The organism is Plesiocystis pacifica SIR-1, assembly GCF_000170895.1.
GTDB classification, from domain to species: Bacteria; Myxococcota_A; Polyangia; order Nannocystales; family Nannocystaceae; genus Plesiocystis; species Plesiocystis pacifica.
Genome location: NZ_ABCS01000036.1, coordinates 21,095 through 36,029 on the forward strand (window position 1 = coordinate 21,095; position 14,935 = coordinate 36,029).

Annotated in this window: 11 protein-coding genes; 3 read left to right on the plus strand and 8 right to left on the minus strand. The window is 71.4% G+C overall.

The genetic code is table 11. The features are described from left to right. Positions 1-38: 38 nt before the first annotated feature. From PPSIR1_RS19165 to nrfD, 3 genes are read right to left on the minus strand one after another with little or no spacing between them, the layout of a single operon-like run. A complete protein-coding gene (locus PPSIR1_RS19165; RefSeq protein WP_006972778.1) occupies positions 39-1,085 on the minus strand; it encodes a molecular chaperone TorD family protein in 1,047 nt (348 codons plus the stop codon). After that, positions 1,082-4,147 (minus strand): molybdopterin-dependent oxidoreductase, encoded by a 3,066-nt coding sequence (locus PPSIR1_RS19170; RefSeq protein WP_006972779.1) that lies wholly within the window; start codon positions 4,145-4,147, stop codon positions 1,082-1,084. Before PPSIR1_RS19170 ends, PPSIR1_RS19165 begins: the two co-directional genes overlap by 4 nt. Beyond that, positions 4,144-5,871 carry an NrfD/PsrC family molybdoenzyme membrane anchor subunit gene (gene nrfD / locus PPSIR1_RS19175; protein WP_198154550.1) on the minus strand — a complete coding sequence of 576 codons (1,728 nt, stop codon included), beginning with the start codon at positions 5,869-5,871 and terminating at the stop codon, positions 4,144-4,146. Before nrfD ends, PPSIR1_RS19170 begins: the two co-directional genes overlap by 4 nt. Positions 5,872-6,097: 226 nt before the next feature. On the opposite strand from nrfD, the gene PPSIR1_RS19180 reads away from it, so the two are divergent. Together PPSIR1_RS19180 and PPSIR1_RS19185 are read left to right on the plus strand one after the other, a co-directional pair. Beyond that, positions 6,098-7,903 (plus strand): SulP family inorganic anion transporter, encoded by a 1,806-nt coding sequence (locus PPSIR1_RS19180; RefSeq protein WP_086001493.1) that lies wholly within the window; start codon positions 6,098-6,100, stop codon positions 7,901-7,903. Between the two features lie 70 nt (positions 7,904-7,973). Next, positions 7,974-8,420 (plus strand): SRPBCC family protein, encoded by a 447-nt coding sequence (locus tag PPSIR1_RS19185; RefSeq protein ID WP_006972782.1) that lies wholly within the window; start codon positions 7,974-7,976, stop codon positions 8,418-8,420. On the opposite strand, the gene PPSIR1_RS19190 is transcribed toward PPSIR1_RS19185, so the two are convergent. Together PPSIR1_RS19190 and PPSIR1_RS19195 are read right to left on the minus strand one after the other, a co-directional pair. Next, positions 8,414-9,691 (minus strand): M35 family metallo-endopeptidase, encoded by a 1,278-nt coding sequence (locus PPSIR1_RS19190; RefSeq protein ID WP_006972783.1) that lies wholly within the window; start codon positions 9,689-9,691, stop codon positions 8,414-8,416. The genes PPSIR1_RS19185 and PPSIR1_RS19190 overlap by 7 nt on opposite strands. A 79-nt stretch (positions 9,692-9,770) precedes the next feature. Continuing rightward, positions 9,771-10,727: a 2-hydroxyacid dehydrogenase gene (locus tag PPSIR1_RS19195; protein ID WP_006972784.1), complete on the minus strand. Its 957-nt coding sequence runs from the start codon at positions 10,725-10,727 to the stop codon at positions 9,771-9,773. Between the two features lie 138 nt (positions 10,728-10,865). On the opposite strand from PPSIR1_RS19195, the gene PPSIR1_RS19200 reads away from it, so the two are divergent. After that, entirely contained in the window at positions 10,866-12,506 is a 1,641-nt protein-coding gene (locus PPSIR1_RS19200; RefSeq protein WP_006972785.1) for an acid sphingomyelinase family protein, read from the plus strand. On the opposite strand, the gene PPSIR1_RS43170 is transcribed toward PPSIR1_RS19200, so the two are convergent. The 3 genes from PPSIR1_RS43170 to PPSIR1_RS19215 are packed head-to-tail and all read right to left on the minus strand — an operon-like array spanning position 12,422 to position 14,806. Next, on the minus strand, positions 12,422-13,150 hold the full coding sequence (locus PPSIR1_RS43170) for a histidine phosphatase family protein (protein WP_086001495.1): 729 nt from the start codon (positions 13,148-13,150) through the stop codon (positions 12,422-12,424). The two genes, PPSIR1_RS19200 and PPSIR1_RS43170, sit on opposite strands and share 85 nt — an antisense overlap. Beyond that, positions 13,116-14,048 (minus strand): tRNA 2-thiocytidine(32) synthetase TtcA, encoded by a 933-nt coding sequence (gene ttcA, locus PPSIR1_RS19210; RefSeq protein WP_006972787.1) that lies wholly within the window; start codon positions 14,046-14,048, stop codon positions 13,116-13,118. Before ttcA ends, PPSIR1_RS43170 begins: the two co-directional genes overlap by 35 nt. Next, the gene (locus PPSIR1_RS19215) at positions 14,045-14,806 is read right to left on the minus strand and encodes a hypothetical protein (RefSeq protein ID WP_006972788.1); all 762 of its coding nucleotides are present in this window, start codon (positions 14,804-14,806) and stop codon (positions 14,045-14,047) included. Before PPSIR1_RS19215 ends, ttcA begins: the two co-directional genes overlap by 4 nt. Positions 14,807-14,935: the final 129 nt, after the last annotated feature.

Sequence of the window (14,935 nt, forward strand, 5' to 3'; positions counted from 1 at the left end):
TTTGGCGGTTCGATGGTCCCGCCGGGTCGAAGCAAAATTTACCGCGGCGCCTGCTCGTCGAGCGCGAGCGCGTGTTCGGCCCAGCTCGCGCCCTCGCCCATGGCGCTCGCCGTGACCGCCAGGGTGTCGAGGGCGACGAGCCACGGCGCGATCGCCCGGCCCAGCTCCAGGCGCTCCGCCCACCCGACCATGGTCAGGCGCCGACGCGCGGCGAGCTCACCGAGGCTGTCGAGCACCGGCGCGAGGGCGCCGAACTCGGCCGCCGCGCGCAGCAGGTTGAGCAGGGTCGTCGCCCGGGCGCCGAAGCCCCGGGGCAGATCGTGGCGGCGACCCAGGCCCGCGATGTCCGTGCGCGTGAGCAGCAAGCCGGCGCGCGCCGGGCACAGCAGGTAGTCGACGATGGCGCGCAGGTCCGTGTCGGGCGCGTCGAGGGCCGGAGGCTTCGCGCCGGCGAGGCTCGCCGGGCCGCGCGCGGGCGGGAGCTCGAGGCGAAGACGCAGACCGTGCCGATGCTCCGCCGCGAGCTCCAGGGCGGCCTCGAGGGCGCGCACCCACAGCGCCACGCCGGCGGCCCCGTCCCGAGCGCGCAGCTCCTCCCCAGCCGCCACCAGGGCCGGGAGGTGGGCGAGCACCCCCTCGTCGAGGAGCGCGGCGAGCTGCCGGCCCAGCTGCGCGGCGACGGCCGGGCGCCCGTCCTCCAGGGCCTCGCCCAAGGCCGCGCTCAGGAAGCTCGCGCAGGCCAGCGCGACCCCGAGGTGATCCGCGCCCACGTCGTCGAGGCGGGGGCGAAAACCCGCGCGGCCAAAGTGGGCGAGGAGCTCGGCGTCCCGGGCCCCCGCGCGGGCCTCGAGGCTCGTGAACACGCCGGCGTAGGGGTGGAGCTCGAGCTGGAACACGCGGTGGTGCGCCGCGGCGAGCTCGTCGAGGTCGGGCGCGCTGTCCGGGGCCTCGAGCAACCAACCGTCGAGGGCGCGCAGCTGCCCGAGGGTGTCCGCGTCGAGGCCGCGCAGGAGCAGGCGCGCGAGCACGCCGTAGAGCCGCCCCCGGGCCAGCGCAGCCTCGGCGGAAGACGGGAGCTCGCTCACCGCCCCCAGGGCTCCTCGGGCAGGGCGAAGGCCGCCTTCACGGGCTTGAGCGGGCGCTTGAGCCAGTAGGGCCGGCGGGTCCCGTCGGGGCTGTGGTCGACGGCCGAGCGCGTCAGCTCGCGCCACTGCCGGTAGACCGCCATGGACCGCCGGGTGTCGACCCACACGTCGCCGTGGGCGTCCTTGGGCCCCGCACGGGTCACGCTCACGGCCTTTTGCAGCCAGCAGTGCGCGCCCGAGACCGGGTCCGGGTGCACGCCGTGGGTCAGGTTTTGGTGCACGCCCACGTCCTTCCACCAGATCCGGCTGGTGTCGGGGTCGAAGCTCGACCACGCCCGCCCGTGCTCGAGGATGTTGAGGCGGTGGCCGCCCTCGCCGTCCTCGCTGAGCGAGGCCTTGGCCGTCATCCCCGGGTTGCCGCCCATGTCATCGGCCAGGCGCCAACGCCCGAGGTGGTGGCTCATGGCGATGATCCCCGGCTTGATCCCCTCGGTCACGTAGACCTTGTCGACGAAGTACCCGATCTCGGTCTCGACCTTGACCAGCTCGCCCCGGCTGACCCCGATGCGCGCAGCGTCGCTGGGGTGCATCCACACCGGGTTGGCGTGGCTGATCTCGTACAGCCACTTGGCGTTGGCCGAGCGGGTGTGGATCAGCGTGGGCAAGCGAAAGTTGGGCAGCAGCAGCATCTCGCCTCGTTGGCGGTCGATGTTCGCCGGCGACACGTGGCTCTCGAGGGTCCACGGCAGCACGTACTCGCGCTCGCGCCAGCCCCAGTCGCGCATGGTCGGGCTGAAGAACTCGAGCTTGCGGCTGGGGGTCTCGAAGCCCACCCGCGGGACGCCGTCGATGAGCACGCCGACGGGGCTGCCCTCGCCGCCGCGGCGGACCAGGCCGGCCTCGTCGGGGACCAGGGGCTTTCCCTCCTCCCCCTTCAGCTCGGCCACCACCTCAGCCTCATAGGGCACGTAGTTCTCGCGCACGACCTCGAAGCAGCCGTACTTGCGCATGTAGGCCAGGGCGCTGAGGCCCTCGGCCGCGGCCGCCTCGGGCAGCCCGGGGACGCTGTGCTCGAACACCCAGGCCCAGTACTCGTCCTGGGTGATCGGCCGGGGCGCCTCCCCTTCGGCGACGTGGGGGCTCTCGAACCACCGCCGGATCCCCAGGTCGCCCTCGGGGTCCATGCGCCACGACAGCTCGACCCAAAACTCCGCCTCCTCCCAGACCTCGCCGGGGTTGGCCTCGTGGGTGAATTTCACGGCCTTGCCGGCGCGCTCCATGGCCACGCGGCGCACGGGCTGGCGAAAGCCGATCCACTGGCCCGCGTGGGTCTCTTGGCTCATCAGGTCGTGGCGCTCCCCGGCGTGGCCCATGGGCAGCACGTAGTCGGCGAACCACGCCGACTCGTTCCAGGTCGGCGTGAGCGCGACGTGGCACTTCATTTTTTCCTCGTCGCGCAGGGCCTCGAGCCACATGAAGCCGTCGGGGTTGATCCACATCGGGTTGTAGACCCGGGTGAAGTAGACGTCGACGTCGCCGCGTCCTTCGGCCAGAAAGTGCGGGAGCAGGAAGCTCATCTCGAAGAAGGCCAGCGGCCACTCGTGGGGCAGGTGCAGCTCGTTCCACGCGTCGAGGGCCGGGGGCTGCGCGAAGGGCTTGGGCACGAACTTGTTCCACGAGTTCATGGAGGTCCCGCCGCGGGTGCCCACGGAGCCGGTCAGCACGTTCAGGAACAGCAAGCAGCGCGAGACCTGCCAGCCGCCGAGGTTGCCGATCGAGGCCGAGCGCCAGGTGTGCGTGGCCAGGCGGCTCCCGGCCCGCTCGACGTGCTCGGCCGCCTCGATGATTCGCTCGATGGGCACCTGCGACTCCACAGCCGCGCGCTCGAAGGTGAACTCGGCGTAGAGGCTGGCCAGGCAGGCCTCGAAGTCCTCGAAGCTCCCCGTACCCGTCGGCAGCTCCGGCATGTTGGGCAGCCCCGGCGCCTCGGCCAGGAAGGCCGCCCAGTTGACCCAGCGGCGCAGGAACTCGCGGTCGTAGGTCTTGCGCTGGATGAGGTGGTTGGCGATGGCCAGCAGCACCGTGGCCTCCGAGCCCGGCCAGGTCGGCAGCCACACGTCGCTGCGCGAGGCCGTGTTCGACAGCCGCGGGTCGAAGGTGATGATCTTCGCGCCCTTTTTCTTGCCCTCGATGATCCGCTGGGCGTGGGGGTTGAAGTAGTGCCCGGTCTCGAGGTGGCTCGAGATCAGCAGGATGGTCCGGGCCTCGGCGTGGTCGGGGCTGGGCCGGTCCGAGCCGGTCCAAAACGAGTAGCCCGCCCGCGCCCCCGCCGAGCAGATGTTGGTGTGGCTGTTGTGCCCGTCGACGCCCCAGGCGGTGATGCAGCGGTTGGTGTAGTGGTCCTCCCCGGGGCGGCCGACGTGGTACATGATGCCGTCGCGCCGCCGCTGACGGCTGGCGCGCATCTTGGCCGCGATGTCCTCGAGGGCCTCCTCCCACGACACCCGCTTCCACTTGCCCTCGCCCCGGGCGCCCACGCGCTCGAGCGGGTAGAGGATCCGCTCGGGGTCGTAGATCTGGTTGTGGGTCGCCGGCCCCTTGGCGCAGTTGCGGCCCCGCGAGCCCGGGTGGCTGGGGTTGCCCTCGAACTTGCGGATCTCGTAGGTGGTCTTGTCGACGTAGGCGAGCAGGCCGCAGCCGCTCTCGCAGTTGAAGCAGATCGTCGGGACCAGGGTGTAGCGCCGGGGGACCTTGCGCGGCCACGCCTTGGAGTCCCACTCGACCCAGTCCTCCCAGCGCTCGGGCGGGGGGTAGCGGGTCATGCGGCCGTCGGGGTGGCGGACCTCGGTCATGTCGACGGGGGCGTCGACGCCGTCGCCCCCGACCCCATAGGTCGGCAAGGCCTGGCCGCCGGCGTTGGTCTCGTCCGTGGCGATCACGGGCTCGTCGGCCTTGCGATCGAGGCGCAGCGCCGCCGCGAGCAGCTTGCCGATCTTGCGCGCGACCGTGGGGTAGATGCCCTCGGTCTTCGCGTCGTACTTGGGAGAGTTGGAGGCGCTCATGAGTTCGGGACCTCCTGCGGGGCCATGACGAAGCTGTGTTCGTAGGCGTAGAGCCCGACGATGGCGCACACGGCCGCGAGCGCGCCGAGGGCTGCCGCGGCCGCGCCTGTCAGGGCCGAACCGAGCAAGACGGCGAGCAGCAGGGCGACCGGCAGGGCGTGGCCCAGGCCCATCGCCCCCCACCAAAACGAGCGCGCGTACTTGCCGTGGCGAATCTCGTGGGCCGCCCGCGCGGCGACCTCGCTGGCGTGGGGGATGCCGTGCTCGCCCCACGAGATGACGAAGGCGTCGACCACCAGCGCGGCGACCAGGCCCACCTCCATGGCCGTCACGAAGTCCGCGTGCAGGCCCGGGGCTTCGTTGCCGACCAGGACCCCGAGCGCGCCCCCGATGAACAAGAGCGCGCCGAAGCCCGCGACGATCGACTGGATCAGAAAGTGCGCCGGCAGCAGCGGGCTCTGCCACAGGTCCCGGCCCTCGGCCTGGGCGAACAAGAAGGCCGTGTAGATCGCCGTGCCCAGGGCCAAGGGCGCGGTCACCCAGCCCAGGATCGTCCGCCCGCCCTCGGAGATCGTCAGCACCTCCTTCCACTCGAGCAGGCTCAGCCCCACCCAGGTCGTCGAGACCAGGGAGAAGGCGATGAGCAGGAAGGCCCCGCGGGTCAGCCAGCTCTTCCACTGCGGGCGCAGCAGGATCGACAAAAAGCGCTCGGGTCGCTCGAGGTCGAGGATCAGCAGGCCCGTGGTCGCCAGGGTCATCAACACCGAGAGGATGCCGCCGAACACCATGGCGTGGGGGTCGTAGTCGAACAGCCCGAGGTTCCAGCCCAGGCCCATGACCAAAAAGATGCCCGCGGCGATGGCCTTGGTGACCAGGTAGGCCGGGACCGGCCAGTGCCACGGGATCTCGTGCTGGGCGTTGTAGGCGACCTGGACCATCTGCTCGGCGAGGGTGCCCGGGCCGCGGCCCGCACCAGCGGCGCCGTGCTTGTGGGTCGCGTGGGCCGGCGCCATGCCCTGCTCGCCCGGGACGCGGATGCTCGCCCCCGAGGGCGCCCGAGCGGCGCCCGGCGACCGGTCGCCGCCGTGGGCCCCAGACATGCCCTGCGCGGTCACGGTGTCGGCCCACATCATCTGCTCGGGGCGCTGGGACAGCACCGTCGGGTGCAGGGCCACGCCGTCGCCGTCGATGTAGAGCACCTTCGGCGCCGTGCCCTGCTCGGGCTTGCGGACCGTGACGCGGTTGCGCGCGACGATCTTGGCGATCTTGCTCATCGGGTCGTCGAGGTCGCCCGCGACGATCGCCTCGGTCGGGCAGACCACCGCGCAGGCCGGCTCGAGGCCGGCGTCGACCCGGTGCGCGCAGTAGTGGCACTTCGCCGCCGTGCCCGTGTCCGGGTCGATGTGGATGGCGTCGTAGGGGCAGGCCTGCATGCACGCCTTGCAGCCAATGCACGCGTCCTTGTCGAACTCGACGATGCCGTCGTCGCGCTGGTACATCGCGGTGACCGGGCAGATGCGGACGCACGGCGGGTTCGCGCAGTGGTTGCAGCGCGTCACCTGGAAGGTCCGGACCACGTCCGGGTAGGCTCCGTGCTCGACGGTCTTCACCCAGGTCCGGTTGACCCCGAGCGGGACCTCGTTCTCGCTCTTGCACGCGGTACTGCACGCATGGCAGCCGATGCATCGGGTGTTGTCGATGACGAAGCCGTAGTTCACTGACACGGGCAGGCAGCAATCGGTGTGCCAGGCCCGCGCCTGCACGCGATCGCCCGTCCGCTCCGCAGCTGCGCCCCGTTCTTGCAACCCAGACCCCTCCAAGCCCCCAGCCGGGTCCACTCCCCGCTCCCAGGCTCTCGATCTCCCGAGCCTCGCCCCACAGGCGTCCCAACGCCGTTGAAACATACTGAAACGCGCGACTTCTGTTATTGGACCGCCCGCCCCCCTCGTGATGGACGACGCCCAGCCCAGCCCAGGCCCAGGCCCAGCCCCAGGCCCAGCCTCAGGCATCGCTGAGCGCGCTCGGTCTGCGACCCCGGACATCGTCGCGGCCCTGGTCGTGTTCCTCCTGGGCATCCCCCAGTGCCTGGCCTACGCGACCATCGCGGGCCTGCCCCCGGCCATGGGCCTGTACGCGGCGACGGTCCCGGCCATCGTCGGCTCCCTGGTTCGCAGCTCGAACCACGTCGTGGTCGGGCCGACCAACGCGCTGAGCTTGCTGGTCGGCGGCGCCGTCGTGGCCGTGACCGCGGCCGGCGACCCCGGGGTCGACCCCTTCGCCGTCGCCATCGCCCTGGCCCTCGGCGTCGGCCTGTTCCAGCTCGCGGCCACGGCCCTGCGCCTGAGCTCGGTGGTCGACTACATCTCCTCGCCCACGGTGCTCGGCTACATCACCGGCGCCGGCGTGCTCATCGGCGTCGGCCAGCTCCACAACCTGACCGCGACCACCGGCGAGGGCGGGCGCATGTGGGTGACCGTGGCCAGCTGGGTCGCCGCGCTGCCCGAGGCCCACAGCCTCTCGCTGATCTTCTCGGCCGCCACGGTGCTCGCCGTGATCGCCATCCGCCTGCTCGGCAAGGCCCTCGATCGCAAGCTGCCCGCGGCGCTGATCGTGATGATCCTGGGCATCGTCGCCAACGTGGTCCTGGGCCTCGAGGAGCGGGGCCTGCGGGTCATCGCCGACATCGAGCCCATCCCCCGCGGGCTCCCCCCGCTGACCCTCCCCGACCTGAACCTCGCCCTCGAGCTCGCGCCCTTCGCCGTCGCCTGCGGCGTGCTCTCCCTGGTCGAGGCCAACGCCGTCGCCCGGTCCATCGCCGGGCGCACCGGCCAGCGCCTCGACCCCCGCCGCGAGTTCCTCGGCCAGGGCCTCGCCAACCTCTCGGCGGCCCTGTTCGGCGGCTACCCGGTCAGCGGCAGCCTGTCGCGCTCGGCCCTCAACGAGCAAGCCGGCGCCAAGACCCGCGCCTCCGGGGTGCTCACCGGCGTGCTCATGCTGCTGGTCCTGGTCACCGCCGCCTCGGTCCTCGACCACACCCCCATCCCCAGCCTCGCGGGCCTGCTGCTGGTCATCGCCTGGGACCTCGTCGACGTCCCGCGCATCCGCAAGACCCTGCGCACCTCCCGGGGCGACGGCCTGACCTTCCTGGTCACCATGCTCGCGACCTGGTCCATGGACCTCGACGCCGCGATCTACCTGGGCGTGGGCCTGTCGGTGGTCCTGTTCCTGCGCCAGGCCCGGCTGCTGACCATCAGCGAGCTCGTGGTCAACCCCCACGGCTACCTCCACGAGCACCCCCTCGGCGCCCCCTTGGGCGAGCACCGGCGCTGCTCCGCCATCCGCTTGATCCACGTCGAGGGCGCGCTCTTTTTTGGCTCCGCAGCCGAGCTCAGCCGCGCCCTCGAGGCCGTCGCCCGCGACCTGGAGGTCAAGGTCATCATCGTCCGGCTCAAGCACGCCTCGGGCCTCGACCTGACCGCCGCCGAGGCCCTCGCCACCGTCGCCGAGGCCATGCGCGAGCGGGACCAGCACCTGCTCTTGGTCGGCATGACCCCCGACGTCATGCCCGTGCTCGAGCGCTCTGGGGTGGCCGAGAGCGTGGGTGAAGAGCAGCTGTTCCCGGCTCGGGCGCGGTGGTTCGCCGCCCTCGAGGCCGCCAAGGAGCGGGCCTTCGAGCTCGTCGGCACGCACACCGAAGGCTGCGGCCTCGACAACGCTCGGCCCTTCGTGCTCACCGACGACGGCGTGGCCGATTAGGGCGGCTCAGGCCATGGCGCGCGCGGGTAGTCGAGCTCGCAGTCGCCCTTGGCGCGGCCCGTGGTGCATCATGGGTCCGAGCAGCTTCGTCATGGGCTTCGACTTTCGCCACAGCATCGAGATCCAGCGGCCGGCCGCCGAGGTGTTCGACTACGTCGCCAACCCCGAGAACAACCCCGCCTGGCAGTCCGGCATGCGGCTGTGCCGGTGGACCTCCGAGCCCCTGCGGGTCGGGGCGACCTACGAGCAGCAGGCCGCGTTCATGGGCAAGACCATCGAGACCCGCTTTCGGGTCACGCGCTACGAGCCCGGGGTGCGCATCGACATCGAGAGCACCCAGAGCACCTTCCCCATCCAGGTCACGCGCAGCGTCGAGGCCCTGGGAGAGGGGCGCTGCCGGGTCACCGCCCACGTCCGCGGCCAACCCACGGGGGTGCTGGCGCTGATGTCAGGCGTGGTCCGCCGGTCGATCCGCAAGGACTACGCCCGGCTAGCGACCACCCTCCAAGGTCAGTAGGCCGAGCACATCATGCGCACGCCGTTGAGCGCCGAGTTGTCGCCAAAGGGCGGCTCCTGGAAGTCCTCGACCCGCGTCACCAGGCCGGTCACCGCCTGGCCCGAGGGGCACTGCACCTTGTCGGACCAATCCCCCCACTCGGTGTTGACCGTGGCAGACAGCATGGTGTCGTTCTTACAGTAGAGGTCGACGTCGTTGGCCGCCGAGTCGTCGAAGATGCCCTGGGCCGGCTCGATCCGGATGTCGAAGGCGACGACCGGGTTGTTGCCGCCGGTGCAGTAGACCGGGTCGCTGAAGGTCCCCCAGGTCATGTACGCGCTCCAGATGCGCTTGTAGGTGGTGGAGTTCGGGGCCGCGCAGTACAGCTCGATGTCGTTGAGCGCGGTGTCGTCACCGTCCAGGCCCTGGTAGGACTCGCTGCGCAGGCGGTAGCCGTAGACGAACTGGCCCGAGGGGCAGTTCGCCTGCTGACCCCACTCGCCCCAAAAGCCGTCGGTCTCGCTGGAGAAGGACTCGTTCTCGCTCATGCCCAGCGCCTCCACGTTTTGGGCGAAGTGCTCGTAGCCGTTGGCGTTGCGCACGGCCGCCTCGGGGTCCTCGGACGCGAGCTCCTGGGCCTCGTCGGAGTCGAGGGTCTGGTCGTCCATGCCGGTCACGGCCTCGTACTGCAGCAGGCCATCGATGAGCAGCCCGGCTTGCGTGAAGCCGCCGGTGTCCTCTCGGAGCTCGGAGAACATCGGGCAGATGTCGAAGGTGAAGGACTCGCCGAACACGGCGCTGCTCCGGGTGGCGAGCAGATCGCAAGAACAGTCGAAGGTGATCGGGTCCTCGGTGAGCGCGCCGTCGAGGACCCGGTAGTTGTCCATGACCTCGGCGTAGCGCTCGGCCGTGTAGCTGCCAAAGAAGGCCGTGTAGCGCGGCGAGGTCGCGCGCTCGTCCACGCTCGTCCGCTCGAGGTCGCCGAGCGCCGCGTCGACGTAGGAGCGGGCGAGGGCCACCGCTCGGCGAGCGTCGGCCTGCTCTTTTGCGCTGCACGCCACGAAGCTCAGCCGGTCCTCGGAGACCACTTCCACGGGGCCCTTGTCGTCCGCGACGAGCTCCTTCTCGTCCAAGGACGTGCCTGCTTCGACGGCCGCGCTCTCGTCGGCAGCCGCGCTCTCGTCGGACCAGGAGTCGTCGTCGAGGCCGTCGTCACAGCCCGCGGCCAGGACCAGGACCAGGCCGGTCACGAACAGGGAGGAGCTCTTGTGGGTGCGAGTCGTCTCAGTCATCTCGACTCGTTCGTCCGGCTCGCGTCCGAAGAGATTGCCTGGCGCGCACATTTAATTCATGCGCTAGCTCACCAGCTGGCTAGTAGCCGACGCTGCGGTCGACGAGGCCCGGGAGCGAGGCGAGCGAGCGACCTGCCTCGAGGGCTTCGAGGCCGGCCGCGACTTGTTCGATCGCCGGCCCGATCAAGGTCTGCGCCGCGACGTGAGGCGTGACGCGGATCCGCGGGTGCGCCCAAAAGGGGTGACCCTCCGGCAGGGGCTCGACGGCGCTCACGTCCAGGAAGGCGCCGCGCAGCCGCCCGCCATCGATGGCCGCGAGCAGGGCCGCCTCGTCGATCAGCGAGCCCCGCCCCGCGTTGACGATCGCCGCCCCCTCGGGCAGCCGCGCCAGACGAGCCGCGTCGAGGAGCCCCGCGGTCTCGGGGGTGTGCGGGAGCAGGGCCATCAACAGGTCCGTGCGCGCGAGCAGCTCGTCGAGGCCCTCGAGGCCGGCGTAGCGCTCGACGCCATCGTCCACTCCGCCTCGCCCTCGCCGCGTCCACCCGGCGACGGGAAAGCCGAGCCCCGCCAGCGCCCGCGCCACGGCCAGACCCATCGCGCCCAGGCCCAGCACGCCCACGCGCAAGCGCCCGCCCCGGACGTCGCGCGGCCGCCAGCGCTCCGCCCCCTGGTCGCGGGCGTAGTCGTCGAAGTCGCGCTGAAAATGCAGCGCCGCGTAGACGTGATAGTCGACCATCTGCGCGGCCATGCCGGCGTCGTGCAGACGAATCAGCGGGACGCTCGCGGGCAGCGACGCCGCGCCCCCGAGCCCGCTCAGGATCCCGTCGACCCCCGCCCCGAGGGCGAAGGCCAGCTCGAGCTTGGGCAGGCGCGCCCACAGACCCGGCGGGGGGCGCCAGACCAGGGCGTGGCGGACCTCGCTCAGCTGCGCGGGCGTGGCCGCGTCGAGCTCGACCAGCGCGCGCTCGGGCAGACGCTCGGACCAGGCCGCGCGCCAGGCCGCGCGGCGAGTGGGGACGGACAGCAGCGCGGTCATGGACTCGTCGCGCCCATGGTAGCGCCTCCGAGGGTCGGCCAGAACGAGTCCTGTCCGCCCCTCTGTCTATTTTAGCCGTCGTGGACGACGCCACGCCCTCCCTGCCCCACGTCCACGACTCCGTGGTAGACCGGCGCCATGCTCCGCCCGCGCCAGCCCCTCACGGCCCTGCTCGTGCTCCTCGCCGCGACCGCGAGCGCGACCCTGACGGCCTCGGGCTGCAAGGCCTCCCGCCCCGACGACGCGCCGCGCAAGGCCGACCGCGGCGATGTCGGAGGCAGCAAGAAGGGCGCCCGCGTCGACGCCCCCCGGCGCACCCGCGAGCCCGGGCACCCCGTCCACTTCCTCAGCCTCTCGGACATCCACGTCGACCCCTTCGTCAGCATCGACGCCGACCCCAGCCTGCTCGCCAAGCTCATGGACACCCCCGGGGCGCAGTGGCGCGCGGTGTTCGAGTCCATCCCCGCCGAGGACCGCGCCCTCGGGCCCGAAAGCCGCGGCCACGACACCAGCTTCGCGGTGTTCGACTCGGCCATGAAGTCCGTCGCCGAGCGGGTCGCCGCGGCGGACTCCAAGCCCGCCTTCGTGGTCATCTCGGGCGACTTCCTCGGCCACCACTACCGCGCACAATTCATGGCCGCCCTCGACGAGGCCAAGATCGAGATGGCCAAGGGCGACGCCGACGCGGCGTTTCAAAAATTCGTCGACGAGTCCCTCGCCTTCGTCACCCACGAGCTCGGCGCGGCCGTGGGCGACGTCCCCGTGTTCCCGGCGATCGGCAACAACGATACCTACTGCGGCGACTATGCCCTGACCCCCCGGGGGCCCTTCCTGGCCCACACCGCCGAGCTGTGGGCGCCCCTGGTCGAGCGCGCGGGCGAGACCGACTTTCGCAAGACCTTCCCCGTCGGCGGCTACTACTCGGCCCCGCTCCCGGGCGTCGACCGGGCCCGGGTGATCGTCGTCGACACCGTGTTCTTCTCGTCCAAGTACGAGAACCGCTGCGCGGCCCCGGGCGGCGCGGGCGAGGAGCCCCGGGAGGAGCAGTTCGAGTGGCTGTCGACGACCCTCGCCGAGGCCAAGGCCGCCGACGAGCGGGTCTGGCTCGTCTACCACATCCCCCCGGGCATCAACGTCTACCCCTCGGCGCACCCCAAAGAGGGCACGAGCTGCGCCGACAACACCGAGCTGTTTTGGGGCGCAGGCACGACGAGCGCCTTTTTGGGCATCACCGACCGCTTCCCCGAGACCATCGAGGCGACCCTCGCCGGGCACATCCACACCGACGACTTCCGCCTGCGCATGGTCGGCGCGGCGGCGGTGGAGTACATCCACTTTACCCCGGCGATCAGCCCGCTGTTCGGCAACAACCCCGGCTACCAGCTGTTCACCGCCGACTCGGGCACGGCCGAGCTCCTCGACTACACCACCTACTTCCTCGACCTGGGCGCGAGCGAGCCGGCCCCAAGCTGGGCGAAGGAGTACACCTTCACCGAGAGCTACAAGCAGGCGTCCTACGGGCTCAGCGGCCTCGTCCCGGTGCGCGAGGCCATCCACGACGACCCCGACACGCGGGCGCTCTACGAGCAGTACTACGCCGTCGGCAACCCCGAGGCCGAGCAGCTGACCAAGGACAACTGGATGGCCTACTGGTGCGCCACGGCGAAGATGTCCCCCAAGCGCTACGACGCCTGCTACTGCGACGCGGCGGCTTCTGCTTCTGCTTCTGCTCCGGCCCCCGCCCCCGCCCCCGCCCCCGCCCCCGCCGGCGGCGAGTAGCGATCGATGGCGTCGCCGAAGCGGCGGCGCTCGACGGTCGCGCTGCCGTCGGGCTTGGCGTGGACCACCCACATGTCGCCGTACTGCGCCTCGCCGATGCGGATGCGCTGCTCGACGCCCAGGGCCTCGAGCAGGGGCGGGATGGTGTTGGAGTGCCCGACCAGCAGGATCTCCCAGCCCGGACGCGCGCGCAGGCGCTTGGCGATGCCGGCGTAGTCCTTGGGCGGGTAGTGGGTGGCCTCGAGGCCCGTGAGCGCGAGGACGGCCGCCGCGGTCTGCTCCGAGCGGCGGCTGCGGGTGACGTAGACCGCGTCGAGCTCGCGGATGGGCAGGTCCTCGGCGAGGGCCATGGCGCGGCGCTGGCCCGCGGCCGACAGCGGCGGGTCCTTGCGCATGCGCGCCCCCTCCACGTCGTCCATGATCCCGGGTCCAGGCTCGGGCGGCGGATGAGACGGGACCTCCTTCTCGGCGTGGCGGACGATGTAGACCGTGACCCCCTCGGGCTCGGGCACGGCCTCGCAGCTGCACGAGGGCCCGCAGCCCGCCGCCGCCGAGAGACCCAGGCCCACGCCCAGGCCCAGCAGCCGCAGGGCGCTCCGCCGGCTGCGCTCAGCTGGGCAAGACTTCGAGGCGGATCCGCCCATCGTGCTTCGCTCCTTCGTCGTCGTCGCTGCCGCAGCCCCCGGCGTCCTCGCCGTCCAAGAACGCGTCCCGACCGCGCGCCTCGCCGTCCTCGGTCAGCGCCGCGAGCAGCTCGCCGTCCCACAGGTGCGAGGCCTTCACGTTGCCGACCGCCGCCAGCATGTTCTTGCGCAGCAGCGGGTTGTCGCCCTCGAGCTGGGTCAGCAGCGCCTTCATCTGCTGGCGCTTGAGGTTGGGCTGGGAGCCGCACAGGTCGCAGGGCACGATCGGAAAATTCGCGAGCGCGGCGTAGCGGGCGATGTCCGCCTCGGCGCAGGTCCCCAGCGGCCGGATGATCACGTTGCGCCCGTCGTCCGAGCGCAGCTTGGGCGGCATGGCCTTGAGCTGCCCGGCGTAAAACAAATTGAGCATCAGGGTCTCGACCACGTCGTCGCGGTGGTGGCCCAGGGCGATCTTGGTCGCCCCGAGCTCGACCGCCACGTCGTAGAGGATGCCCCGGCGCAGGCGCGAGCACAGCGAGCAGTAGGCCTTGCCCGCCTTGGTGTTCGCCTTGACCACGCTGTGGGTGTCGCGGTGGACCAGGCGGTAGGCGAAGCCCTCGGCCTCGAGGTGGGCGCGCAGGACCTCCACGGGGAAGCCGGGGTGGCCCTGGTCGAGGTTGACCGCGACGAGCTCGTAGTCGAAGGGCACCACGCGCTTGTAGGCGCGCAGCAGGTGGAGCAGGGCCCAGGAGTCCTTGCCCCCGGAGATCGCGACCATGATCGTGTCGTCGGGCGCGATCAGATCGAAGCGGCGGTTGAGCCGAGACATCTGCCGCAGCAGGCGGCGCTCGAGCTGCCCGCGCTCGCGCGCCCGCGCCTTCGAGTCCACCTTCGAGTTTGGCTCTGCCTCCGCGCTCATCCCATCGACCCCTGGACGAGCTTCAGCAGGCGCGGCGCCTGGGCGATGAGCTCGTCGACCTTGACGCGCTTTTTGGACCGGTAGACCAGGCCGAGCAGCTTGTCGTCACGGCGCCACAGGATCAAGTAGGAGGACTCCGTGGTCCGCCCGGCCGTGTCGGTCTGGACCAGCTCCTTGAAGCCGACCTGGACCCCGTCGATGGTCTCCACCCGCGGCATGTCGGCGATCTTGGCGTCGAGCTCGGCTCGGGCCGCCTCGTCGGCGAGGTCCTGGACGACGGGCTCGATCAACAGCTCGCTGTCGACGGCCGACATCAGGGTCTTGGCGATGTCTGCGGCCACGGGCGCGAGCTGGGTGCCCTTGGTGACCGCCGCCTCGGCGCCGGCGTTGCTGACCTGGGCGCCGTCGTGGAGCAGACCCTTGGCCTGCTCGCTGAGCTCGCCGCGCTCGGGCACCTCGCCCCACAATTTTTGCAGCCGCGCCCGCGCCTCCTGGCCGGCCTCGCCCGCGAACGCCTTGCCCTTCTCCCCGGCCTCGCCGGCGAGCTCCTTGCCGCGCTCGCCGGCCTGGGCCATCAGGTCCTTGCCCTTCTCCCCGGCCTTGGCCGCGATCTCCTTGGACTGATCGCCGTAGTTGTCCTGGAGCTCCTTACCCAGGGCGCGGCTCTTGCCCTCGACGCCGTCGACGACCTCGCGGGTCTTGTCCTGGACGGCGTCGCCCTCCTCCTCGGTGCAGGCAGCGAGCGAGCTTCCCCCCATGGCGAGCAGGGATGCGATCAGGAGGGGGTGAAGCGGGCGGAGAGGGCGACTCACGACAAGGTCGAAAGGTACGGCAGGCCGAGGCCGAGGGCCAGCTGTAGACTCAACGGTGACCATCCGCGCTCCCCG

Excerpts from the sequence above, each read along its gene's own strand:
- PPSIR1_RS19180 (WP_086001493.1), top strand. The coding sequence starts at position 6,098 with ATGGACGACGCCCAGCCCAGCCCAGGCCCAGGCCCAGCCCCAGGCCCA.
- PPSIR1_RS19215 (WP_006972788.1), bottom strand. The coding sequence starts at position 14,806 with ATGGGGGGAAGCTCGCTCGCTGCCTGCACCGAGGAGGAGGGCGACGCC.
- PPSIR1_RS19200 (WP_006972785.1), top strand. The coding sequence starts at position 10,866 with ATGCTCCGCCCGCGCCAGCCCCTCACGGCCCTGCTCGTGCTCCTCGCC.
- PPSIR1_RS19195 (WP_006972784.1), bottom strand. The coding sequence starts at position 10,727 with ATGACCGCGCTGCTGTCCGTCCCCACTCGCCGCGCGGCCTGGCGCGCG.
- PPSIR1_RS19190 (WP_006972783.1), bottom strand. The coding sequence starts at position 9,691 with ATGACTGAGACGACTCGCACCCACAAGAGCTCCTCCCTGTTCGTGACC.
- PPSIR1_RS19185 (WP_006972782.1), top strand. The coding sequence starts at position 7,974 with ATGGGTCCGAGCAGCTTCGTCATGGGCTTCGACTTTCGCCACAGCATC.
- PPSIR1_RS43170 (WP_086001495.1), bottom strand. The coding sequence starts at position 13,150 with ATGGGCGGATCCGCCTCGAAGTCTTGCCCAGCTGAGCGCAGCCGGCGG.
- ttcA (WP_006972787.1), bottom strand. The coding sequence starts at position 14,048 with ATGAGCGCGGAGGCAGAGCCAAACTCGAAGGTGGACTCGAAGGCGCGG.
- PPSIR1_RS19170 (WP_006972779.1), bottom strand. The coding sequence starts at position 4,147 with ATGAGCGCCTCCAACTCTCCCAAGTACGACGCGAAGACCGAGGGCATC.